This is a genomic window from Bremerella sp. TYQ1, assembly GCF_020150455.1.
GTDB classification, from domain to species: Bacteria; Planctomycetota; Planctomycetia; order Pirellulales; family Pirellulaceae; genus Bremerella; species Bremerella volcania_A.
The window spans coordinates 6178852-6202859 of record NZ_CP083740.1; the positions used below are offsets into that span (position 1 = coordinate 6178852).

Annotated in this window: 21 protein-coding genes and 1 tRNA gene; 13 read left to right on the forward strand and 9 right to left on the reverse strand. The window is 51.2% G+C overall.

All coding sequences use genetic code 11. From position 1 onward, the window contains the following. Positions 1 to 4 precede the first annotated feature (4 nt). Complete coding sequence (locus LA756_RS25155; RefSeq protein ID WP_224437475.1) at positions 5 to 982, reverse strand: hypothetical protein; 978 nt, start codon at positions 980 to 982, stop codon at positions 5 to 7. Between the two features lie 193 nt (positions 983 to 1175). On the opposite strand from LA756_RS25155, the gene LA756_RS25160 reads away from it, so the two are divergent. The 5 genes from LA756_RS25160 to LA756_RS27385 all read left to right on the forward strand — a co-directional run bounded on the left by LA756_RS25160 (position 1176) and on the right by LA756_RS27385 (position 3713). After that, on the forward strand, positions 1176 to 1625 hold the full coding sequence (locus LA756_RS25160) for a hypothetical protein (RefSeq protein WP_224437476.1): 450 nt from the start codon (positions 1176 to 1178) through the stop codon (positions 1623 to 1625). 197 nt (positions 1626 to 1822) lie between these two features. Then, the gene (locus LA756_RS25165; protein ID WP_224437477.1) at positions 1823 to 2182 is read left to right on the forward strand and encodes an STAS domain-containing protein; all 360 of its coding nucleotides are present in this window, start codon (positions 1823 to 1825) and stop codon (positions 2180 to 2182) included. Positions 2183 to 2344: 162 nt separating this feature from the next. Beyond that, positions 2345 to 2767: an ATP-binding protein gene (locus tag LA756_RS25170; RefSeq protein WP_224437478.1), complete on the forward strand. Its 423-nt coding sequence runs from the start codon at positions 2345 to 2347 to the stop codon at positions 2765 to 2767. A 162-nt stretch (positions 2768 to 2929) separates the two neighbouring features. After that, positions 2930 to 3002, forward strand: a tRNA-Asn gene (locus LA756_RS25175). A gap of 306 nt (positions 3003 to 3308) precedes the next feature. Next, on the forward strand, positions 3309 to 3713 hold the full coding sequence (locus LA756_RS27385) for a DUF4279 domain-containing protein (RefSeq protein WP_224437479.1): 405 nt from the start codon (positions 3309 to 3311) through the stop codon (positions 3711 to 3713). A 104-nt stretch (positions 3714 to 3817) separates the two neighbouring features. Here the strand turns inward: LA756_RS27385 and LA756_RS25185 are convergent, their stop codons facing one another. Beyond that, on the reverse strand, positions 3818 to 4057 hold the full coding sequence (locus LA756_RS25185; RefSeq protein WP_261362062.1) for a transposase: 240 nt from the start codon (positions 4055 to 4057) through the stop codon (positions 3818 to 3820). Between the two features lie 344 nt (positions 4058 to 4401). Between LA756_RS25185 and LA756_RS25190 the strand changes: the two genes are divergently transcribed. The 6 genes from LA756_RS25190 to LA756_RS25215 all read left to right on the forward strand — a co-directional run bounded on the left by LA756_RS25190 (position 4402) and on the right by LA756_RS25215 (position 10591). Further along, entirely contained in the window at positions 4402 to 5523 is a 1122-nt protein-coding gene (locus LA756_RS25190; RefSeq protein WP_224437480.1) for a VCBS repeat-containing protein, read from the forward strand. Further along, on the forward strand, positions 5520 to 6890 hold the full coding sequence (locus tag LA756_RS25195; RefSeq protein WP_224437481.1) for a tetratricopeptide repeat protein: 1371 nt from the start codon (positions 5520 to 5522) through the stop codon (positions 6888 to 6890). The genes LA756_RS25190 and LA756_RS25195 overlap by 4 nt, the downstream gene beginning before the upstream one ends. Positions 6891 to 7057: 167 nt before the next feature. Further along, positions 7058 to 7462 carry a carboxypeptidase-like regulatory domain-containing protein gene (locus LA756_RS25200; RefSeq protein ID WP_224437482.1) on the forward strand — a complete coding sequence of 135 codons (405 nt, stop codon included), beginning with the start codon at positions 7058 to 7060 and terminating at the stop codon, positions 7460 to 7462. Positions 7463 to 7588: 126 nt separating this feature from the next. Beyond that, positions 7589 to 8560, forward strand: coding sequence for a DUF1559 domain-containing protein (locus LA756_RS25205; RefSeq protein ID WP_224437483.1), 972 nt, complete (start codon positions 7589 to 7591; stop codon positions 8558 to 8560). Between the two features lie 637 nt (positions 8561 to 9197). Next, positions 9198 to 10103, forward strand: a complete 906-nt coding sequence (locus tag LA756_RS25210) for a DUF1559 domain-containing protein (protein WP_224437484.1) — start codon at positions 9198 to 9200, stop codon at positions 10101 to 10103. A gap of 92 nt (positions 10104 to 10195) precedes the next feature. Continuing rightward, entirely contained in the window at positions 10196 to 10591 is a 396-nt protein-coding gene (locus LA756_RS25215) for a hypothetical protein (protein ID WP_224437485.1), read from the forward strand. A gap of 91 nt (positions 10592 to 10682) precedes the next feature. Here the strand turns inward: LA756_RS25215 and LA756_RS25220 are convergent, their stop codons facing one another. The 7 genes from LA756_RS25220 to LA756_RS25250 all read right to left on the reverse strand — a co-directional run bounded on the left by LA756_RS25220 (position 10683) and on the right by LA756_RS25250 (position 19910). Then, the gene (locus LA756_RS25220; protein WP_224437486.1) at positions 10683 to 11492 is read right to left on the reverse strand and encodes an AraC family transcriptional regulator; all 810 of its coding nucleotides are present in this window, start codon (positions 11490 to 11492) and stop codon (positions 10683 to 10685) included. Positions 11493 to 11578: 86 nt separating this feature from the next. Further along, a complete protein-coding gene (locus tag LA756_RS25225) occupies positions 11579 to 12007 on the reverse strand; it encodes a carboxypeptidase-like regulatory domain-containing protein (RefSeq protein ID WP_224437487.1) in 429 nt (142 codons plus the stop codon). A gap of 119 nt (positions 12008 to 12126) precedes the next feature. Then, on the reverse strand, positions 12127 to 13095 hold the full coding sequence (locus LA756_RS25230; RefSeq protein ID WP_224437488.1) for a DUF1559 domain-containing protein: 969 nt from the start codon (positions 13093 to 13095) through the stop codon (positions 12127 to 12129). Between the two features lie 308 nt (positions 13096 to 13403). Beyond that, positions 13404 to 14810, reverse strand: coding sequence for a DUF1501 domain-containing protein (locus LA756_RS25235; protein ID WP_224437489.1), 1407 nt, complete (start codon positions 14808 to 14810; stop codon positions 13404 to 13406). A gap of 30 nt (positions 14811 to 14840) precedes the next feature. Continuing rightward, positions 14841 to 17738, reverse strand: a complete 2898-nt coding sequence (locus LA756_RS25240) for a DUF1553 domain-containing protein (protein WP_224437490.1) — start codon at positions 17736 to 17738, stop codon at positions 14841 to 14843. Further along, positions 17725 to 19386 (reverse strand): LamG-like jellyroll fold domain-containing protein, encoded by a 1662-nt coding sequence (locus LA756_RS25245; protein WP_224437491.1) that lies wholly within the window; start codon positions 19384 to 19386, stop codon positions 17725 to 17727. The genes LA756_RS25240 and LA756_RS25245 overlap by 14 nt, the downstream gene beginning before the upstream one ends. After that, positions 19383 to 19910 carry a sigma-70 family RNA polymerase sigma factor gene (locus tag LA756_RS25250; protein WP_224437492.1) on the reverse strand — a complete coding sequence of 176 codons (528 nt, stop codon included), beginning with the start codon at positions 19908 to 19910 and terminating at the stop codon, positions 19383 to 19385. Before LA756_RS25250 ends, LA756_RS25245 begins: the two co-directional genes overlap by 4 nt. A gap of 282 nt (positions 19911 to 20192) precedes the next feature. Here LA756_RS25250 and LA756_RS25255 point away from each other — a divergent pair, with 282 nt between their 5' ends. Continuing rightward, on the forward strand, positions 20193 to 21335 hold the full coding sequence (locus tag LA756_RS25255; protein WP_224437493.1) for an aminotransferase class V-fold PLP-dependent enzyme: 1143 nt from the start codon (positions 20193 to 20195) through the stop codon (positions 21333 to 21335). Between the two features lie 179 nt (positions 21336 to 21514). After that, positions 21515 to 24004, forward strand: coding sequence for a molybdopterin-dependent oxidoreductase (locus LA756_RS25260; RefSeq protein WP_224437494.1), 2490 nt, complete (start codon positions 21515 to 21517; stop codon positions 24002 to 24004). The last annotated feature ends 4 nt before the right edge of the window (positions 24005 to 24008 follow it).

The window sequence follows — 24008 nt, forward strand, 5'->3', positions numbered from 1 at the left end:
AACCCTACGGAGTTACATAGGGAGCGTAGCGAGGGTTTTCGCTTGCTGGATAACGAGGATTCCCCCGCAATTCATTGGCATCGCGAATCGCACTGTAGGGTCGTAAACGAACGTCTTCCATGCTGGTCGTAAACGTACCTTGCCCGGGGACGACCAACTTTACGACAAGCGTTCCTAACGGGGAGATACTACCGTCGTTCGCAGGCGAATTCGATTGGTAGGGAAGTCGTGCCACACGAGAATCGTAACGAGCAAACGTCTTGTCGAGTGGAATGCTCCAGCTTCCAATCTTGATGAATCGCGCCCCTTGTCCATGCGGAACAGTGTCGAACGTGGCACTTTGGAACGCGTATAGTTCCGCCTCCAAATGACCGCGAACGGTCGTCGGAAGACCTTGGGCATCTTCCGCATTGAATGTCACTTCAAGTCCATCCACAGACGGATTGCGGTCCCAGTTCTTGAACGTCGCCCAGGCGGAAAGATTGCTAACCGGAGCACTCTGCGGCTTTATCTCTTGCCGAGGTTCTGGACGCTCGCTGAAAACAGGTTTGGAAGCAGGGCCGACTACTAGATAGCCAGGCGTTGGTTCTTTGCTGTTGTCGTCTTGCTGAACTCTCGCAATCAGCGTTGCCAGTTTCTCAAACGATGCTGGCGATTCGTTGATGGTTAGTTCGCGAATCGCTGTCCAGGCAATCGGTCTTGAGATCGACATCGAACCACGTGATGTGACAACATGTACAGTGCTGAAATCGCTTTTTGGGGAAATCGACCCTCGAAAGGTGCGTCCGCTGGCGGTGGTCAATTCCACGATGGCAGATGAGCTGAGGTCTTGTGCCATCAAATGCCCCGACGCCAACGTCATAAAGCCACCCAGGACGAACAAAAACGCCACAAAAAATGGGGCAAGTGAAAATGAAGTCGCGGTATCGAGCATGATCGTCTTCTTGCCTGCAATGAGTAAGGAGTAGGGCTCCATTTCCATTTGCAGACGTCATGCCAGCACAGGGAAGAGGATCGTCAAGTTCGATCTAAGTTGTTTTCTAAGTGCGGGTTATGCGTTGCATCGGGATAGCTCGAGATGTCTTTGTTAGCGATTGCTGATGTTTTTGGGCATCATGATGCATAGATAAAGCAACACGTCGATTTGCGAGCTACACTTTTCCGGAAGAGGGTCTGTGAGTTCCAAAACGAGCGCGAGAGTCGTGGCGATGAATCGAAATGTGCCTGGGGTTTTATTGATTTTTGGCGTCGTAATCGTGGCCTACGCGACCATGATTGTGCCACCTTCGGCTGCCCAATCTGAAGAACAAACCGCTCCGATAACGGACCGCGAAAAACTGGCCCAGCAACAGCAAGAGAAAAAGCACCGTCTACGGGAAGGAGCCGAGATTGTTGATGCCAAAGGTACGTTCGAGTGGATCGGCGACCGGCTTAGCTTCATTCCGGATGACGATGGAGTTGTTGTCAAAATATTAGAAAATCGGATGATGGAGCGAGTTGTCCAATCTCAGGAAACCTCGACAGGCGAGCTCGTTTGGATGGTATCCGGGGTCGTTACGGAGTACCGTGGTAGCAATTATCTGCTAATGAAGCACGTCGTTCTGAGCGGCAAACGCGGGGAATAAACAGTAGGACGCTAGCCTGACATCTCCTTTTGTCGTTGACAGTGCGTAAGTGAAAAGTATTATAGGGTTTAGCGTTTGAGACGATTCTGGCGCTGTCGTGGCCTGTAAGATTCTCAGAATGCGTATTTTTCCTTTGTGTTCGCAATTCCCGCTGCATTAGAATTCTGCGAAGTCTTCAGGTAAAGGAAACAAAAGCAATGTCGGACCATAAACGCCTCAAAGTATCCGAGGTGGAGGACGTTACCGTTGTCGAGTTCAAGGATCGCAAGATCCTGGATGACGTCCAGATTCAAGAGATTGGGCAAGAGTTTAGCGATCTGGTCGAGGTCGATAAGAAGCGAAGCATTTTGCTGAACTTCTCCCACGTCGAATTCCTATCGAGTTCTGCGTTGGGCAAGCTGATTAGCCTCGATAAACAGGTCAAACAGCAAGATGGACACCTTAAAATGAGCAACATTCGACCGGAGATTATGGAAGTATTTGCCATTACCCGGCTGAATAAGCTCTTTGATATTAAGGATGATGTGCCTGATGCATTGGCAGCCTTTCGTGGTTAACAACGATGGTGTTGTTTCCAGCGATTGGTATTTAACGATAAACTAGTGCTATCACCCGTCTTTTGGCGAGGTGTCTAGCGGCCAGCGGACATCAGTCAGGAAGAAGGCGTTTCTGATTGGCTTTTCCGGTAATACTCCTCCCATTCGTGATTGCGCTTAGTTATGGGCGACGACAACAACTGGCTGTGGTCCAACAAGGAAACCATTCCTAGCGATACGGCGGAAGGTCAGCGTCTTATCAAAGAACTGCTATCGCAATTGGACCGCGCTGAATGGGCTTCGCACGATTCTTTCGGGATTCATTTGGCCGCGGAAGAAGCGATTGTTAATGCAATCAAGCACGGGAACAAACAGGACCCTAACAAGTCCGTCGAAGTCGACATGCGTGTTGGCAAAGAACGCGTCATGATTCACATTACCGACGAAGGGCCTGGTTTTAAGCCAGATGCCGTTCCGGATCCGACCCTGGACGAAAACCTGGATGTCCCGTCCGGCCGCGGTGTCATGTTGATCAAAGCCTACATGAGCGAAGTCGAGTACAACGAAAAGGGAAACTCGATCCGGATGGTAAAAGTCCGTTCGTAACCACCATTTTCGGCTGCCAAGCAGGTGGAAACCGCGAACCTCTGACTCGGCTCCCGCCTCCATCGATACAAACCTACCAGCCTAAGTAAAGACGCCCAAAACTTTCCTCTTAGGTGCCCTTGAAAGGGCGAAGGAAAAAAGTAAACTTAGCTGTTCCTCTGATCCCCTGTAGCTCAGTTGGTAGAGCAGGCGGCTGTTAACCGCCTTGTCGCAGGTTCGAGTCCTGCCGGGGGAGCCTTTCTTTTGGGCGGATTTTCCGCCGACAAACCAGTTAACGACGAACGCCGAGAGTGAGAGCTCTGGGCGTTTTTTCGTTTGGGGTTATCTGGTAGCGAGTTGCGTCTTGGCGGGGGCTCGGGGAGAGTTCTCTATCGATCGCACGGACGCGGCTGTTAAAGACAATCTGCCACTCTCGGCGGATAGACTCTCGCGCTCTCTCTTGGATAGCCTACTTGGGTTAACTGCCGGGTTACCCGAAGGTTCCGGGTGGCGGTCTTGGAGATTCAATTGGCAATATCTTGGATTATTTGAATTAGGTCATATGAGCACTAAGAACAGGGCTATATTGCGTGTCTATTCAGAAACTTTGCGGGTCGACGATATTTCGTCGTTGATAAACGCCGTACCTAGCAAGGCGATTCGCAAGGGAGATCCGATAAGTAGACAATCAAAGAATAGTAAAACTCACGAAGACTCAATTTGTTTTTTTGATGCCGAGACTTCGGATCCCATGGGGCTCGATAAGTGTGTAGAAACACTATTGGAAATACTTGAGAATTCCAAAGTGTTGGCACTTAATGAATCGTGTGATTTGAGAATGGATATTATCTGCTACTTAGCGGTAATTCCCGGTCGTCTTATAAATTCTTGTTGCCTCGAGCACGAATTGATCACTAGATTATCGCGGTTACCAATCCATCTAATTATCAATGCTGTACCAGAGTGAGTTTGCGATAGCCAAGACTTTCGGACAGTGGCGCAAGCATGAGCGCAGCAGGGGGCACGGTGGGTAGGTTGATTGTCGAGGAGGATGAGTCTTCGCGAACGACTTCACCCCGCTTGGCGTTGATTGTGTTTCAGTACACCGCCCAGACGTTCGCGACAATTGACGGAGCTGATCGATAGAATGCCAGCCGTAGGCACATCATCCGGAATCAGCAGATCATTCTCTTTAACCTGGTGCGGCCGCTCCTCGTGATAGTGTGTTACGAACTCCTGCACCAGGTGGTCCATGTGCTGTTCGCCAAAGACGATGAAGTGATCCAGACATTCCGTCTGCAGCGTCTGCATGATTCGTTCGACGTAAGCGTTTGTGTTGGATGACCGGTAGGCCGTGACGTACTAGGCTTGTCTACCTCTACGCTGATCTGGCAAAATCCAGGACTCACCTCGCTTTGCTGCTCACCATCTCGTTCCATTGATGTGGCTATTTTGGATACTTTCGGGACCACCTCTTGCTCATGCTTTTTCGTCTTAGTGCCTTAATTCTCTTAGCTTTAGCTATTCCTTTAATTGCCGTGCTTGTGGGGCCATCACTGAGGACGCCGTTAGATTCTGATGAACTCTACTCGAAAATAGACTCATACAGTCCTTCGGAATTGCCCTTCGAGTACCAGCCTACTCAGGCGGAAGTCATGGGGCTTCCCCAAATCACAAATGTTCAAATCGTTGACTTCAATAGAGATGGAGTTAACGATTTGCTGGTATGTGATGCCCTCGGAAGTCGGGTCCTTCTGGTTGAACGTGATAACGATGGCAGCTGGATTGAATCGACGCTGGTTGCCGATGTCGCCGCGCCGGCCCACGCGACGGTCGTCGATATCGATCAAGATAACGACAATGACCTTATTGTCTCGGTTTTAGGTAATATCATGCCTGACGATCATGTCATTGGCCGGGTCGAATTGTTTGAGAACATCGACGGGGAATTCCGCCGGCATGTGATCCTCGACGACGTGCGGCGTGTTGCCGACGTGCAGTTTGGAGACTTCGATGGAGACGACGATCTCGATCTTGCGGTGGCCGTGTTTGGGTACTCTCGGGGAAGTGTGCTTTGGCTGGAAAACCAGGGAGATTTCAAGTTTCGCGATCATGAACTTCTGAGCGGGCCTGGCACCATTCACGTACCGGTTGGCGACTACGATCAGGATGGCGATCTCGACATTGCCGCGATTGTGACCCAAGATGAAGAAGAGCTATGGGGCCTGGAGAACCTAGGAGATGGTGAGTTTAAAAAACGACGACTCTGGATGACAATCAATCCTGACCTGGGAAGTGCCGGGTTGGTTCAATGCGATCTGGATCAGGATGGCGACTTGGATTTGGTTTTACCGGTAGGAGACAACCTGGAAGACTTCGATGCCTACCCGCAGCCATACCATGGTTGCTACTGGTTTGAAAACTGTGGTGATTGGCAGTTTGAACCTCATCGCATATCCGATTTAGGGGGCACTTACGCCGCTGCTGTGGATGACCTTAACGGCGACGGAAACGAGGATATTGTGTTAGTGAGCTTGACCAATAACTGGCTTGAGCCGAATAACGCCAGCATTGTCTGGTTGGAAAATGATGGGCAGCAAAACTTCAAGACTTGGCAAATTGCCGCGGCCCCTCTGCACTTGGTAACTGTTGCTACGGGGGACCTGGACGGTGATGGACTGCCTGACATTGCTGCTGGCAGTCTCAATGTTCGACGCCCTCATCGGAAGTTGGGGAGAATCAGTACCTGGCTCAATCGCTTTGAGGCTAAGCCATGAGGGTTTCTATCACAATTCTTGTTGCTATCGTGTTGGTCGAATTAGTGGCAGCAGGCATTTACTTACGGCAAGAGGTAGCCACTACCATTCCGCTGTTGCCCAAAGAGCAACTTAACGATCCTTCAATCATCCCACAGCTTGAAGTGCTTGCGGATGATGCGCAGGATGGCAGCGTTGATCAATGGTATCGCTTGGGTGAAGGTTTGCTGGGAAAGGGATTTTACTCTCATGCCGAGTTGGCCTTTCGGCAATCGCTTCGAGAAGATCGTTCCCATCTAAAGTCGCAATTCGGTTTCGCGTTTTGCCTCGATAGGACTGGCCGTATGGAGGAAAGCAATGTCGCCTATGGCAAGGTCGTACAAGGGGCAGCGCTGACTCCTGAAGAGCAAGCGATGCAAGTCTATGCTTTGTATGCCATGGGGCGAAACTCGCTTCGAATGGAGGATGAAGAACAGGCCCATCTGCTGTTTCAGCAGAATTCAGGCTATCCGGCAGCCGATTATCAGCAGGCAAAGCTATGGATTCGCTCCGGAAATGCCGAAAAGGCGCTGCCTTTGATTCGCGAAAATCTGGCAAACATTCCGTTCTCCCTAGGGTTTCACTTTCTCGACCAGCGTGCCCAAGATGCCCTGGGCGATCGACGAGCCGCTTTTAAGGCCAAGTCAATGGTGGACCGCTCTGCCTATCTCGTTTCGCTGAACTTCAATACAGACTACGTCGCTCCGCTAAACGCTCAGACCGGAATCGATGCCCGTGTTACCGATCTGACAGAAGCTCGCGAAGATGAAGACTGGGACCGGGTTGAAGTCATTGCTCATGAAGTGTTTTCCGTGATTGGCGATTCAAGCGTGTTCGCTGCCAAACCGTTTGTCGATGCCATGTTACAAGCAATGATCCATAAGCAGCAGCCGCAAGAGGTTCTCGACCTCGTGGCGAAATTGAAATCCGAAGGCCGAGTTGACGCGATTACCTTAGAGGCTGCTGGCGATGCCTACCTGTTGTTGAATGACCCAACCCAGGCCATTGAATGCTGGCAACGTGCGTTAAGGCTGAATCCAAGTATTTCGCTTCACGAGAAGCTTGCCGATCACGGAAGTGTAGGGCAGAGCTTCCATCGCAGTCAGGTGGCATTTAAACAAGGTCTGGAACACTATCGTCGAAACCGACTCCGCTCAGCCATTCCCAAGTTTCAACAAGCGATCGATATCAATCCTGACTCTGCCGATGCATGGTATTACCTCGGAGAGATGTATTTTCATTTAGATCAACTTGATGAGGCCACGAAAGCATATCAGAAATGCTCTGAGCTCGATCCACGGCATGGGAAAGCGCTCGATAAGATCAATTACCTAAGACAGAGAGAATAGCAAATCTCGCATATCACTAACTATGCGTCTATCAGGCCTGACTTGCCGGAGGCAAGGCGGTTTTTTCATACTTTACAGGTAATTCCGATTGAAGTACTATGGTATGGCTCGACCGTACCCTTCTTGCGGTCTAAAGTTATTTGCCCTGCCGTTACGAGTCTCACCCCATGCAGAAGTCAGCATTTGTTTTCCTTTGGTTTCTATTTGCGATGATGTTCCATCAAGGCTGCGCCAGTCGAGATGACAATCTGCCTAACCTCGGAGAAGTAAGCGGAACCGTCACCCTGAATGATAAGCCTTTGGCAAATGTTTCCGTTTCCTTTGAATCGGAAGGTGGGCAAGTATCGTTTGCCAAGACGGACGAACAAGGGCACTACGAACTCAAATATCGTGACGGAGTGATGGGTGCCGAAGTTGGTACCAACAAGGTTCGAATTGAAACGGTTATGGATGCACCTCCGGGACCGGGATACCGCGATCCCATTCCTCCGAAATACAACCGTGACACGACTTTGACGGTCGACGTGACGGAGGGGGAAAACACCCACGATTTTAGTCTCGTCTCCAAATAGTATGTGGGTTACGACCGTGAGGCGAATGCCCATTGGATGAAACATGGGCCTGATTGTCTCGCTCAACACATCACTTTATTTAGTTTACTCCCACCCTGCATCCCAGCTTTCCATTGGTAATTACCCATGAACGTCCCAACACAATGTATTCCGTCTAGGAAACTTGGCTTCACCTTGGTGGAGCTTTTAGTCGTTATTGCCATTATTGGTGTGCTGATCGCTTTGCTCCTACCTGCCGTTCAGCAGGCACGAGAAGCCGCACGTCGAATGAGCTGTACGAACAATCTAAAACAGATCGGTGTGGCAATACACAATTATCATGATACGTTCAACATTCTGCCGCCTGCGTTTGTTGACACAAATCCAGATATGAATACCGACGTTGATTCGGCCAATAATCGAAACGGGCTTGCTTGGAACGTGCTGATCCTGCCTTTCATTGAGCAGAGTGCATTGCACGATCAGATTGGTACGGAAACGGGCGGGTTTGCTTTCAACTGGTATGACAAGAATCATGACGACACCCTGAGCGACCCGATCGACTCGTCGAGAATCGGATTGGAGGCATACAGTTGTCCCTCAGATACAATGCCGCTTCTGAACAGCCGCCGCGGAGGTTTCGGTAAATCAAACTATAAGACCAACGCCGGTAACAACGCGGCTCGCGACAAGAAAGGAGTAATGTGGGCGGATTCTAAATTAGGTCTCCGTGATATTACCGATGGGACGTCCAATACGATGCTGGTTGGCGAGGCCTGTGCCACGAAGCAAACGGGAACCACGAACTGTGGAGGTCAGGTCTGCGATTTTTCCGGTGGTCTATGGATTGGGGCCCGTAATGCTAGCAGTGCCCAAACATGGCATCCCGGAGTGACGTCTCACGACATTGTCAGCTTCGGTGGGTCGGGCGCAAATATGCTTATCAATCGATCTGGTGCTACTTGGGGGCACGACTGGATCAGCAGTAGCACGCATCCCGGAGGGATCATGTCGGTCCAATGCGACGGATCGGTTCGGTTTCTACAAGAGACGATCGAACTGGCAACTTATCGTCGCTTACGCGATCGAAGCGATGGCGAAGTATTGGGCAAGTATTAACCGCAAGACCAGCGGAAGTCTTGCCGCCCGTTGGTCCATCTTCATCAGTCAAAACGCCGAGAGTGAGAGCTCTGGGCGTTTTTTCGTTTCTTGGGTGTATGGTTTCGGCGAGAGGTTTGGACTTACCTTTCTCCGCGTGCTCCCAGTCTGCCGGTTCCTGTTCCAAATCTATCATTGTTCTGTGGCAGATTGAGGTAGTCTGCCGTTTTATGCGATTAGTGTCCCAAATGCGAAATGGCGTTGGGGACGATGTTGTTGCACAACCCAATCTGAAGTGCCCAGGCCTATGTGAGGTACGGAAGCAAGCGTAACAAGCGAAGATACTCAGGTGGATTATTCGAGGCTGCCTGGTCGGGCTGCGACAAGCAGCATTCTATTGGCACCAAAACGAAGAGCAGTTTCTCTTTGATTTCAATTAATCGCGTGTCGCATTTGTACCAATACCGGACAGGACCAAACCATTTTGTTGGGTTTTATCTGTTTTTTGTTGACGCGTTCTGAACTCTTCACAGAATGCTAGTCAGGTTTTATGAGTTGGGTTGCAAATCGGGCAAATGGTCTCGGATTTCCCACTCGATGCCTGCATTTTGCTTCTCTCTGATCTGACTATTCTCCTTCATTCATCTGAGGTCCGTTTATGAGTCGTCGACCATTGGGATTTACGCTCGTCGAGTTGCTTGTGGTAATCGCAATTATCGGGGTGTTAGTCGCTTTGCTTTTGCCCGCGGTTCAACAAGCACGCGAGGCCGCTCGTCGAATCCAGTGCAGCAATAATCTAAAGCAGCTCGGACTGGCAATGCATAACTATCACGATACGTTTCAGCAATTTCCCTATGCACAGTACAACGACGTGCGAGGAAACCGAAGTCACCCGAACCGTGGCACGTGGTATCCAACGATGTTGCCCTTCGTCGAACAGGTCGCTTTGTATGACCGCCTCAAGCCGTTCTTTGGTACCAATGCTGCGCCGGACTGGGCCACACTCGAAATCCGTTCCACGATTGTCGAAGGGATGGTATGCCCATCCGATCCGAACGGAGGAAAGCAGGGCATACAAGGTTTACAAGGAAATTATGTCGTTAGCGCTGGCTCAACAGATTTCGCAGGCGGCGGAACAAATTTGAACGGAATCTTCTACGTTCGCTCGGCGAACGATTTCGCTGACATCACAGACGGTACTTCCAATACGTTGCTGTTCGGTGAGGTGCTGCAATCGCCGGCCGTTCTAACCGGTTCTGAGCGTGATTTAACCGCGAATTATTTCAATGGCTACGATATGGAAATCGCTTTCAGTAGTTATCAAGGCCCAAACACAACAGCCCCCGATGTTGCCTATGGAGGAGGATGTGGATCGATACTTCATTCGCCCTGTGTGGATGACTCAGGCCAGACATCGGTAACGTATGCCCGTAGCATGCACCCCGGCGGAGTTCAATTCACTTTGGCTGACGCATCGGTTCGATTCATTGCCGAGACGGTCAATATAACGACCTATCGAAACTTGGGTGCCCGGAACGATGGTAACCCCGTGAGCGGTTTCTAGGCCACTTCTCAACTTGCTGGCGTCATCTTTCGACTCCTATCTCCGCGCTGCAAGGTAGGAATGATTCATCAAACCCCATTGGAATTTTAACCATGCGTTTTGGAGCTCTTGTTGGAACAATGTTTCTTTCGCTGCTCGTCGGCTGTGGCAGCCACTCTTCTACCGCTCACATTTCTGGGCAAGTCTCGATGGACGGAGTTCCTGTCGAAATGGGACAGATTTTCTTTGAGCCGATTGAGGGTAACTCGGAGATAGGAGTTGGAATCATCGAGAATGGTGAGTTTGAGGTCGTTTGCCCACCCGGTAATTACAAGGTTTTGATTACAGGAACGCGTAAGATTCCAGGAGCACCTCCGATTAGCAATATTCCAGGGGAAGAGATCGAGGCTCGTGAGCCCATCGTCCCCAAAAAGTACAACAGCGAAACAACGTTGCAGCAGGAGGTGGCAGCGGGTGAGCACAACATCGACTTTCATCTGAAGAAGTAACCGCCACTCAATTGAGATAATTGAGAAACCTCGCATTCGGCATAGACTCAATGCGAGGTTTTTTTATTAGGTACTGTCGAGTTAGTATCGATTACCGAATCGATTTTCGTAAAGCTGATTCTTTACGGAAACGAGCAGGCGTCACTCCGGTAATGCGTCGAAAGGTCTTTGTGAACGCGCTTTGATCGCAAAAGCCATGTTGCTTGGCTACTTCTGAGATCGGAGTCTCGGTTGTCTGTAGTTCGTGGCAAGCACTTTCGACACGCGTCTTAAGAATGAATTCGTGTATGCCGGTTCCCATGGTCTCACGAAATGCACGTTGCAGTTGTCGTGGTGAAAGTTTGGCCAATTCCGCCAATTCACTAATAGCGATCGTGCGGCGAAAGTGCTGGCGTATGTGTTCTATCGCGGCACTGACTCGAGAAAATGGCAGCAATTCTTGCTTTTTGCCTTCGTAGCTGTGGACGGTTCCCATGACGCCGATTGGGCGGCCAGATTTGTCGAGAACCGGAAGCTTGTTCGTGACAAACCAATCGAGAATACGCTGCTCGCTGTACCAGATCTCGACATGATTCACCATCGCTCGTCCTGTTTCCATGACTTTGCGATCGTCGCGAACGAAGTTGTCGGCTATCGAAGGAGGAAAGAACTCGTAGTCGGATCGGCCAATAACTTCGGCTTCTGAGTCGACGCCTAATCGCTTTTGAATCGCTCGGCTGGCGCAGATCATCCGGCTCTTTTCATCTTTCATGAAAAAGAACGTGCCAGGCATAAGTTCAAACAAATGGCGTAGCTGCTGATCACCGCCCATGCGTTGGAAGAAGTCGCTTTGGATTTGTTGCCAGTCGGGAAGTTGTTTGCCTGGCGATTCAGGGCTACGCGATGTGGTTGATTGGATCATAGGTCGATTCGATTGATTGGGGCGTTTTTCAGACGAGTAAGACATGAAGTACCACGCATAGCGAGGACTTCGTTGGTCCTCGAAGACTACTTCAAAGAGACGTCAAAATTAAATTCGTTTTCATTACCAGGCTGGACATCCGCGATCAGCTCCGTCTTGTCATTGAATCGGCGAGCGACTTTTAGCTTGGGGTCTTCTTTCTCGCCTACAACCATACCTTCTTGGTTTGTAATTTCATGGACGACTTTAATCTCAACACGATATTCGCCAGGCACGACAGATTCTTTATTGCGTACTTTCAGGGTGTACTTGCCAGACTCGTCAGTGCGACCTCTTGCCGTCTGGCCGGGCGTGGATGGCTGAGGCTGAAAAGTCACGCTCGCGCCAGGGAGTGGTTTTCCATCGAGGGTGATAATCCCTTGAACGACGGACTGACTGGAGTCAGAGGAACATCCAGTCATACCTACAAGTGCTAAGCCAATCAGAATGGACAATGAGATTGAGGGAGTTCGCATCGCCAATATCCTCGAAACACATGTTGGGGAGATGAGTAGAAAGAAGCGGTTGTTGCCAGTTAATTTCGCTGCCGATTACATGAACCAGCAACAACCGTTCGCCATGGATTGACCTCGAACTAGAACTCGCCCAAGACTTGGCCGTCGTTGCGAGACAGCAAGTATTCATAGGTAGAGTTTGGCAGAACATCGTTGGCATGCTGGATGGTTTCGGCAACGAAGCGAACGGATCCATCGACTAACGCGAACTGGACGCCACCAGGGTGTCGGCTTGAGGCACCTTGTGGGAATTCCCAAATAGAGCAATCGTTGATTCCGCCGTCGCCATTAAACGTGACGTCGTTAGCACTTCGCCAGTTGGTCGATCCGGAGCCTCGCGCCACATAAAGCAAGCCGGCTCGAGCAACGTAGGGAACGCCACTTCCATTGGTTCCACATTGAGGGCCAAGGTTTTCAAAGACCTTTTCGCCTAACAGGATTGTGTTTGAGGTTCCGTCGGTTACGTCACGCATGCCGAACTGAGTGCCTGCGGCCATCATGCCGGTTTGCAACTGCCAGGAACCGGTTCCCCACTCTTTGTAGTTGTACCGTTCGTGAGTCAGGTTTCCGACATAGTTAGAAAGTGCCGTCGAGTGCTGACCACTACTGGCACTAACTCGTCGAACATCGTTGATTCCGCTACTTGTGTCGCTAGGGCAGAGAAATGCGTCGACAGGCTGAGCCAAGACGGCCCGCATGGTCGTATCATCCATTGCCTGCAGTGCGGTACCTTGTGGGAAGTTGACGGCATCTGTCGCATTGCCGTTTTCAATAAACGGGGAGATAAACGCCCCCCAGGCCCAGTTTGGCTGATTACTATCAACGTCGATATCTTCTCGAAATGCAGGCGGGAATTCTCCGAACGTGTCGTGATGGTTATGAAAGCCGAGCGCGAGTTGTTTCAGGTTGTTACTACATTGCATCCTTCGCGCTGCCTCTCGAGCCTGCTGAACGGCTGGCAAAAGCAACGCGATCAATACTCCTATGATGGCAATGACCACCAATAGTTCTACGAGGGTGAAAGCAGATCGATGACGTGAGATGGGCATGTCTGAAAGATCTCCTGAGTGGAAGAAAGTTCGAAGAAGAGCGATAGAAAAGTCATTGTGAAAAAGGGATTCCGGTAGATCGCCAATCGCGAAAAACGGAAGGGCTGTTGGCATTGTGAAGAGGCGAACGGTCTTTGGTGAATTTGAGGCAGCATGAAACCTGGCTGCCGTCCTTTGCGTTGGATCGTGATCCAACGCAATTCATCGTATCCATTCGTAGAAAACAGAAGTCAGGAAAATATTTGCAACGGTAAAAATTGTCGAAGCTGGTCGAGCTTTGGTGAAAACGCGACATTTAGGAATCGTTACTACGAGATCAATTCCGGTATGAGTTGTCCACCGAATTGACTTAGTTGCTTGAAACGTCCTCCGTGAAAATAGGTGAGCTTGTTGTCATCGAGCCCGAGCAAATGAAGCAATGTGACGTGCAAGTCTCGAATCGGATGAACACACTCAACCGCCGACCGTCCCAGTTCATCGGTGGCACCGACAACCCCTGGTCGAACTCCACCGCCGGCCATGAGCATTGTCATCGCTTGGTTGTTGTGGCCTCGCCCCAACGAGTAGACGCCGCCACGTTTGTTGTTGTCAGGCGTACGTCCAAACTCCCCAGTCCAAATCACCAAGGTATCCTCCAGAAGTCCTCGCTGTTTGAGATCGCGAATCAACGCAGCGATCGGTTTGTCGACACTCTTGATGCGGGAAGTGTGTCCCCGTTCTAGGTAGTCGTGACTATCCCAGCCGCCACTGAAAACCTGCACGAATCGCACTCCTTTCTCCACGAGCCGACGCGCCATCAAGCATTGTCTGCCGAAGGCTTTCGTTTCCGGCTGGTCCAATCCGTACATTTGGTGCGTTGCCGTTGTTTCCCCGGCAAGATCGATAACGTCTGGCACTTCCGATTGCATGCGGAACGCTAACTCGTAACTTTCCATGCGTGCCAGCAATCGCTTATCGTCATCACTAAGCGACTGTTGATAGTTGGAATTTAAAACTGCCAATTCATTTAACGCACGTCGTTGGTGCTCGCGGGTTTTGAAAGAAGGAGGGGCTAAGTCGAGAATCGGGGATCCTTCTGGTCTTAATCGCGTCCCTTGGTAATTGGGGGGAAGAAAGCCATTGCTCCAGTTGCCAGGGCCACCTTGGGGCAATGCCAGTTCAGTCATCACCACATAGCCAGGCAGGTTTTGGTTTTCAGTTCCTAATCCATACGTTGCCCAAGCCCCGAGCGCAGGATCTCCACCGAGGCGGCTGCCGGTGTTCATGTGATAAAGAGCTTCGGGGTGATTGAGCGATTCGGCCTGGCATCCGCGGTAATTGCAAAGCTCGTTCACGACGAATGGGTCGGCCAAGTGCTCCCACTGATCGCACATGGAGATTCCATTGTCGCCAACTTGTCGGAACTTGAAGGGGCTACCGACGAAAAACTTAAAGCCTTTCTCCAAGCCGCCGGTCAGCTTTGATTCTTGTTTGTGACGTTTGCTTAGCTCCGGCTTAGGATCGAAGGTGTCCATGTGACCAGGCCCACCTTCCATGAACAACATGATCACGTTCTTCGCGCGAGCCGTATGCATGGGCTTTTTAGGTGCGAGCGGTGAGTCCGAAATGGTCGATGCCGCCGAGTTGCCAGCCAATATCGTTGAAAAAGCAACGCTTCCTAGCGAAGCACCCAACCCGCAAAGAGCCTCGCGGCGTGTGATATTTTGATGATACATAGGATTACCTTCCGCGCGGTTCCAGTTCACTTAGTCGACGTACATGAATTCGTTTGTGTTGAAAAGTAGCAAGCAAAGGTCGGCCAATGCTCGTGTATCTGGAGAGACGTCGGCCGGCTTGGTGTCATACTGATATTCTTCAAACGCAGGCAGTATTTCGGTGTATTCAAAGGGCTCGCCTGAGAACTCTTCCACCAACGATCGCGTGATCTCTTGAGGGTAGGCGACTGGTTGCGGCTGAGACTTCGCATGATAGTTCTGCATATCGGAAACGTAGCGAGAGAGGCGATGGAGTTCATCCTCAGTTGCATGGCGAGCGAGAACTAAACGAAACGCTAAGTCAATTTGCTCGTCTAGGGAGTCCTCCATGGATTCCAAGCGAACAGCCAGTGCAATCGATCGATCGATCATGGTATCGCTGTTGAGTAGTGTGAATACTTGAGGGGTAACCGCCGCCGATTCTCGCAGTTCGCAAGATTCGTTGGGATTGGGTTGATTGAATAGTTCTGTGAACGGATCGGCCTGGCCGCGAACGTGATAGGCGTAAATTGTCCGGCGGTTTCTCTCTTCTGGTGTTCGAGATGGTTGATACGCAGGCGCCAACGAGAATTGAATCATCCGTGGCTGGAGAGCAACCTCCATATTGATTTCCGGCATGACAGGCAATCCGCCGTCGCAATGGACCAACTCGCCGGTAATGGAAAGAATGCCGTCCCGAATTTCCTCGGCACTCAGTCGTCGTCGTGGGAAATAGGAAAGCATTTGGTTGTTGGGGTCGAGCTTCGCAAGTTCTTCCGATGGGTTCGGCGTTGATGATCGCTGATAGGCATCCGAGAGCATAATGGCGCGATGCAAACGCTTGATTGTCCAGCCGTTGTCAACGAAATCCGCTGCTAAGTAATCGAGCAATTCTGGGTGCGATGGCTTGCCACCTTTCGCACCGAGATTATTGGGATTGGCTGCTATCGCTTGGCCGAAATGATATTGCCAGATGCGATTGGCGATAGCTCGGGAAGTGAGGCCGTTTTCGGGATGAGCAATCCACCGGGCTAGTTCAAGTCGACGGCCATCTATTTCTGAGGAAACAAGGTAAGGCGTTTCGCTGGAAGAATTGGTTGGAAGTCCAACGGCACTCAGTACCCCAGGTCGAACGATGTCACCCAAAGCTGTTAGAGATCCGCCAATGAAGATATGTTGGGCCAGTTTGGATTTGGCTGGCTTGGTTCGCTTAATCCGAAGTTTACGGGCAAATGTTCCCCCCGACTGAGACGCCGAGTCGTTGTAAACGCTTTGCGCCATAGGCTCGAAACGTTCCAGGCGGCGAGTCCAGATCCATTCATCCTGCTCTCGAACTTTAAGTTGTCCTTGCTCGACGTGATCCAGTCCGCAATGTCGCGGTGGCTTTTCTTCGTCTGGTAGATTTCGACGTTCCGATTCATTCTTGTACGGTAAGTTACGTTCTTGAAACCACTGCTTGGCGACAGCTTCCCGTTTCTCAACAAGCTTGGTTTTCTCTTGAACGGCGAAGTCCAACATCTGCTGAACATGATGTTTTTCCTCGGTGAATCGGTCTTGATTCTCCTCCGGGAGAAATGGCACGTTTCGTTCGGCCATATAGGTCGTCGAGAATGCTGAGTACATTCGGTAATAGTCGCGTGTTGGTAACGGATCGAACTTATGGTCGTGGCATTTACAACAACGCATCGTCTGTCCGAGGAAAGCTTGGCCGGTGATGTTGACCAGGTCGTCGAGATAGATTTGTCTCGCTTCTTCTTTTTCGATCATCGCGTTATCCCATGCGCCAAGCCTTAGGAAACCAGTGGCGATAATCCATTCCGATTCTTGTTCGTTGTAATTGCCATTCTGTTGGGCGCGATTTACTTTGTCTTGGTTTCCTTCGTTTCGCTTGCGTACAGACTGGTCGGCTAGTTCATCGCCGGCCAATTGCTCTACGACGAACTCGTCGTACGGTTTGTCTTCGTTGAAGGAGCGAATCACGTAATCTCGGTAGCGCCACATGTTGGACCGCTCATAGTCGTTAGCCATTCCGCCGGTGTCGGCATATCGCGTCACGTCCAGCCAATGACGAGCCCAGTGTTCGCCATAGCGAGGGTTTTCAAGAAGGCGATCGATGAGTTCTTCCCACGCAACCTCCTGATTTTGCGAGTAGTCTGCCTCGAAGCGATCGATCTCTTCGGGCGTCGGGGGTAGGCCAATCAGATCCCATGTTGCACGGACAATCAGATCGCGTGGTTCCGCCTGCTCAGCAACAGGTAAATTGGTCTCAGCTAGTTTCTTCGAGATGAAATGATCGATAGCATCCGAGAGTGTTTGGTTTTGTGGTAGAAGATGCTGCTTACTGTGAAGCTTTTGGAAGGCCCAAAGGTCCTCCGGTGCATAGCGACGGTTGGTCCATTCTTCCGACGTGCCACCGCTTGTTCTAACAAGTTGGCCCTCTTCGTTGGTTTCGTCATTCCATTCGGCACTGCGAATGGCTTGCTGACGATCGGGTGACGGCCAAGGGGCTCCGGCAGAAATCCAACTGTGCAAGTCTTTAATCTGAGCATCACTAAGTCGGTCGTTTTCCTTCGGGGGCATTTCGTACCCGTTCCACAGGACGGCTTGATACAGCGAGCTTTCTTCTGGTTTGCCAGGCACCAACGAGGGCTCTCCTGATTCACCGCCAACAAGCATCTCTTCGCGTGTCAGAAGATTGAGGTCGCCGCGTACCTGAGCGGCATCGCTCCCATGGCAGCCAAAGCACTTCGACTGTAAGACAGGGAGTACCTTCAAGGTGAACAGCTTCTCTGCTTGTTCTCGTTCGGTTGGGGGCAGCTCCGCGGCGACGGCGTACTTCAGCGATAACCAACTTCCGAGCAGTGCAAGAGTCAGCACAACAGGAAATATAAAAGTCTTAGGGTTTGCCATGGTCGTAGATGTCTTGAATTTCGGCGGGCGTTAGTGCAGAAGAGAAAATCATGAATTCGTCGATACGGCCGTTCAGGTTACGTACGACGAACTTTGTGTCAGAAAGCGTCGGTAGTTCCCAGTTTCCGATCGAAGCAGCTCCGATCTGTGCGGATAAGGGCATTTGTTCCGCAGGCACGATGTGCCGACTGAACTCACGGCCATTGATGAAATGGGTGATCGTTCGTGAGTCCCAGTCGCATGTGACGGCGAGATGAATCCACTTCCCTTGCAACGTTGGATTCCAAAACGAGGGAGAAATTGCTTTGAAGTCTTTTGGGCCAGTTTTCTCAGTCCGATCGACTGGGCGAACCGAGAAATAAAGTTGGCCTGAATCCAGGATCTGCCAGTGAGGTTCTCCCATGTCGTACGAATCGGTGAGGAACAGTGAGTTGAACATCCGATCCAAACTGTCGATGCGTGTCCAGCATGCGAATGTAAGTGAATTGAACTCGCCTGGGATATCGACGCGGACGCGATCGCCCGGCTGCTTAAATTCGAGCGAGCTCTTGCTTGGCCAGCGTCCTTCGACCACTTTGGCTCCGATAATAGCCCCATCCAAGTCACGGTTCACAGGCTCCAAGCTGCACGGTAAACGTCGCTGCCAGGCATCGAGTTGATCGAAGGTATAGTACGTAATCAGACGCGTGTCTTTCCGCACCGCATCGGACCAACTTTTCCAACGGGCATAACGTTGATCGTCTTGTTGCTCGCTAAGTGACTCCAGGTCGTCAATTCCGATGAAGTTATCTGGCTGCATCGGAGTATCTGCGAGATCTCCGCTGTTCCCCATCGTTACGCTTTGCCCGGTTGTGATTCGTCGAATGGCCTTCGATTCAGGGTGAAGCTCTACTTCTCCATCAAAGACTTGGATGTCGACCGAATCTGCAGAGACCGACATGCCGAATTCCGTTCCGAGGTCGACTACGGTGATCTTTTCAGCATCGAGAGAAAACCCGCGTGCTGCAGGCGGAACGATTGCTCGTATTTTTCCGCGTCGAACGCGAGCTTGTTTAGAAGACTGCAATTCAATATCGGCTGGGCCTTCCAGGACGATTGTCGCACCGCAAAAGAACTCGATCTGCGCGATGCCACGATCGAGACGAAAAGGGCCCGGGTTCAGGGCATCGCCTACTTGCTGAGTTGCGTTAGAATTCGGCCAAGCCGGGTCGACCAGTCGTGTTAGCAGGGCAACTCCTTGCGAAGTGACCTCTTGGGTAGGTTTACGTTCCGTACCAGGAGTTTGATTCGCGATCGGAGCGTGTTTGTCACCACTGCCGTTGCCCGAAGAGAAGATGGACCAAGTTATAAGTGCGGCTACTAAAATAGAAGCAGCCAAGGAAAACGTAGCGAATGTCGCCCACGTCTTGACGACGAATCGATTCCGTGAGACAGGAAGCGAATGGCCAATTAGATCGATGTCGCTGGAAGGTACCGCATCCGACTCGACATCAAACGCGGCCGACAGTGCTTGCCATTGCAGGTAATAGTTTCTGGCTTCTGGGCTTTCTTTCAGAATCGCTTGAAGCCGAGTTGTCTCCGCATCGGAAAGGGTACCGGCCTCCCATTCCATCAGCAGTGATTCGAGTTCGGTGAATTCGTTATTCATGCGTTTCCTTCAGCAGTCAATCGGTGTTGAATGCACTCGGCCAAGCGTTTGCGGACTCGGAGCAACGCGACTTTGATTGCGCCAGAAGAACGATTCGAGTCTTCTGCCATCTCGTCTAAGCTTTTGGCCTCGAAATATCGGCGCTGGATCAGTTGGCGATTCGTAGAACTCAACGTCTGGAGGCATCGTCCCAGTGCCTCTCGGATTGAATCAATCTGGCCCGCCATCGCTTCAGCTTCGCCGGACAACGACTCGACCAATTCGGAGTCGAGCAACATGCGGTCTCGTTTGCGATCACGAAGATTGGCCAGCACTTGAAAACGAGCGATCGAAAATGCCCACGGAAGAAATGGCTTGCGTGGATCAAATTGATCAATCTTTCGCCACAGGACCAAGTTCGTTTCCTGTAGGACATCGGCTGTGTGACTTCGATCTCCAATCAGTGAAAAGATGTAGCTGTAAAGCCGATTCTGATTTTCGGTAAGCAACTGAATGAATTGCTCGGTAGGGCTTAATTCCGCCATGGATTGTCCTTTCCAACGGTATTTACCGGACGAACGTGCCTGGTTACAGAAAAAAGCGAAAAAATGCGTTCGTTCTCAGTGTAATAGGAAGTGAGTAGGTAAAAGCTCGGTAAGCATGGCGGAGATGGACAATCGTGTGACGCAAATGCACCAAGTGGCTTTCGGTTTCCCGACGTCGAAGTTTGTTTGCCCCCTCTTTCCGCGCGGAATGATAAATAGGACAGTGGCTTTATAGGTATTGGAGATTTAGCCCGACGCTTCGCATTTTGGTTGTCACGTGGAATGATAAGCAACGAATTCGTTCTCGATCCCGAGGTCGTCTTTCTCAATCATGGTTCGTTTGGTGCTTGTCCACGAACGGTGATCGAGGAGTACCAGAAATGGCAGATGAGATTAGAGCGACAACCGGTTCGTTTTCTGCAACGCGAACTGCCAGGATTGCTCGCCGATGCTCGAAAACGGCTTGCGGAGTACCTTGGGGCAACGGCCACTGAAGTTGCCTTTGTGCCGAATCCCACGTTTGCGGCGAACACGATCGCACGCTGCTTGCCACTCTCTTCCGGTGACGAGGTGTTGATCACCGACCATGAGTACGGAGCGTGCCGCTTTGCATTTCAATTTGCCGCCGAAAAGAAAGGTTTTCGAGTTGTCGAACAAGCAATTCCTTTACCAGTGGAATCGAACGAAGCAATCGTTGATACCTTTTGGAAAGGTGTGACAAAGAATACGAAGCTGATTTTTATCAGTCACATCACATCTGCGACGGCGCTGGCATTACCAGTAAAAGAGATTTGCCAACGTGCGCAGGAAGCTGGCATTCTAACGATGATCGACGGGGCCCATGCGCCTGGGCAGATCGATATCAACCTACATGAAATCGGTGCCGATTTTTACACGGCCACTTGTCACAAGTGGATGTGTGCTCCCAAAGGATCTGGCTTGTTCTATGTTCGCGAAGATCGTCAAGCGATGATCGAACCATTGGTTGTTGGTTGGGGATGGGGCCCTGAGAAGACGTTTCATCGGGAAAACGAATTCCTCGAATATCACGAATGGCTGGGCACGCACGATCCGTCTGCCTACCTTTCCGTAACCGCCGCCATGGACTGGCAGAAAGCTCACTTTACTGAGGAAGCTCGGCAGCGAGCACGAGACTTAGTGCGACAGGCAGTCTCGTTATCGTCTGAAATTGAGGGGATCAAACGGGTGCATCCTGATTCCTACTTCTTCCAGATGGGGTTGATCGATATCACAGCAAAACAACGTGATGCCGCCCAACTGAAAGCGGAGCTCTACGATCAGCACCAGATCGAAGTTCCTGTAATTCGGTGGCAAGACCGCACATTTATTCGGGTTTCTGCCCATGCCTATACCACCGAGAAAGATATTCAGACGCTGGTGCAAGCCCTTGCCGATCTACGCTAGGTGAAGGATTCGAGCGGCTTCCATCTGTTCCTTGCGGTCAATTCATCTTTAGAGTCGGCAAAGCTGGATAAGGCTTCCGCATAGAAATCCTTGCGTAGGTAAGCCTGTCGCTCTATATTCTGATGTATGTAAGAATGTAAGAGCGAGTTGCAATCTGCCCTGCAAAAGGACATTCCCGAATGAGCAATCCCTCATTCAATACAAATCGCCGTGACTGGCTGAAGCGAACGTTTGTCGGTGCCGCCGGGCTTGGAGCGATCGGACACGCCGTCAATGCCGAAGAGCCCGAAGCCATTCGACAGCCAAGCCTCGAGTATGACTTTACGGTCGCATCGCCAGCGCTTCAGGCTGATTCTGTTGTCCGATCGGCTTGCCAATTCTGCAATTCGTTGTGTGGATTAGACGTCCACGTGAAAGCGGGACAAGTCATCGACATCCAAGGCGTCCAGTCGGATCCGGTTCAGAATGGCGTGCTGTGTGTCAAAGGTCCGATGATGACCGAACTGCTTTACAACGAGCGAAGATTGCAAACGCCGCTTCGTCGAGTAGCTGGTAAGAAGGGAGATCGTACTTCCCGATTCGAGGCTATCAGTTGGCAAGAAGCACTAGAGGCGATTGCCGACAAGTTGATTTCATTGAGAGACGAAGGAGCAGCACACACGATCGTGAGTCGAACTTCGGGACGATTGCCTCGAGGGGTTGGCTCGCTGATTCATCGAATGTTTCAAATGCTGGGGAGCCCGAACGATACCGACGTTGGCCCAGTATGCAACGATGCCGGCGGCAACGCTTTGGCAATGACATTTGGATTAGGAAATTTTACCAACGGATATGGTGTCGACGAATCGACAGGAAAAGAAGATCTCGGCAGTTCCGAAATGTTCCTTTTCTTTGGGACGAATCAAGCTGAAACGCATCCCGTTACGTTTGCCCATCTTCTTCGCCAGCGGGATAAAAGTAATGCTCAGTTGGTAGTAGTTGATCCTCGAACCACGCCGACGACATCGTTCGCCGATACACATCTGGCACCTAAACCTCATACCGACATGGCACTGGTTTGGGGAATGATCCGGCATATCATCGATCACAATCTCTACGATAAAAAATTCGTGAAGTCATGGGTGTTAGGGTTTGACCAATTGGTCAGTCATGTCCGCGTGCAGGGATACACGACCTCGTGGGCGGCCGATGTTTGCGACATACCAGAAGACGCAATCTGCGCTTTGGCGGAGCAGTACGCGAAGGCCAAACCTGCAGCGATTTTCTGCAATGCGGGGATCTCTCATCAACTTAGCGCATTCGATACGTATCGAGTTCTAGCGATTCTGGCCGCAATAACTGGCAACGTGGGGGTGCCAGGCGGAGGCTGCAACTTCATGCACAACACTTGGCCAGGCGGGCTAAACTTGCCTCCTATGTCGACTCCGACGCCACCCACAGAAGTGCCAGCGATGCCTGTCGGACCAGACTGGTTTGCAGAGTCGATCTTGCACGACCGTCCCTATCGCATGCGCGCTCTTATCGTGATGGGCAACCCGCTGCTTTCGAGTTCCAGTACTTCCAAAGTGCATGCCGCGTTCGAGCAGCTCGAGTTTTTCGTCTACACCGGCTTGTTCATGGAAGAGAGTGCCTGGTATGCCGATATCATTCTCCCTGTTTGTAGCGGTCTTGAAATGGATGGCGTCTATATGCGTCGCGATGATCGTGCGATTCGATGGCAGAATGCAGCCGCATCGCGCGTGGGACAATCTAAGCCCGATTGGGAAATTTGGATCGACTTAGCACATGAGATTGCCAAACGGGATACCAGGCACGATGCTTCGTACTGGACCGAAGCCTTTCCTGGTGAATGGAGAAACTATGAAAACCTTTGGCAAACGTTTGTCGAAAACACGCCGGGCATGGGCGGAATGACGGCTAGCCGAATGCGTTCCCGCGACACGCCATTGCAATGGCCATGTCCGGCGGAGTCACATCCCGGTGTCAGTACGCTGTATTCAGATAGCCCTGCATGGTACGAAGCCGCAACATCGTTGGGGCATCCTGGAAAACGCTTTCTTACCCCGTCTGGAAAGATCGAAGTTTACACCGAAGCGATCGAACGCGAGCTTGCTCCGAGTGGGCATCACGCCTTGCCGAAGTTCTACACTCATCCAGAAGTGACAGGACACCATCCTGTATTGACGAAGAGAAAGCGTTTGATCGTGAATCCCATTCATCGGCATGCTACGACCGAAATGTCTGTGCTCGAAAACGCCGACAATACGAAGCTTCACGAAGCGTACCCGTTGATGGGAATCATCGGTCGTCCGAGCGTGGTTCACTTCGCAGGCATGACGCAATGGACACGAACCGGAAAACAGCTCAATGGAGTTCGATTGATTCAGCTTCATCCGTCCGTTGCCGCGGCGCTCGATATTTCGCAGGGAGATCGCATTGCCGTCGAAAGTCCACATGGGACAGTCCACGGAACGGTATTGCTCTGGGAAGGGATTCGCGCTGATACGATTTTCGTTCCCAATACCTTCGGCCCTTCCCAGGATGTGGGCGATGTCTTTGGGGTTCCTCGCTACGAAGTTGCCAATCATTTAACAGACGATTCCCACTACGACACCCTTAGTGGACAGCAAGCGTACAAGTGCTTTGCGTGTCGTGTTCGTCCAGCCTAAGCAC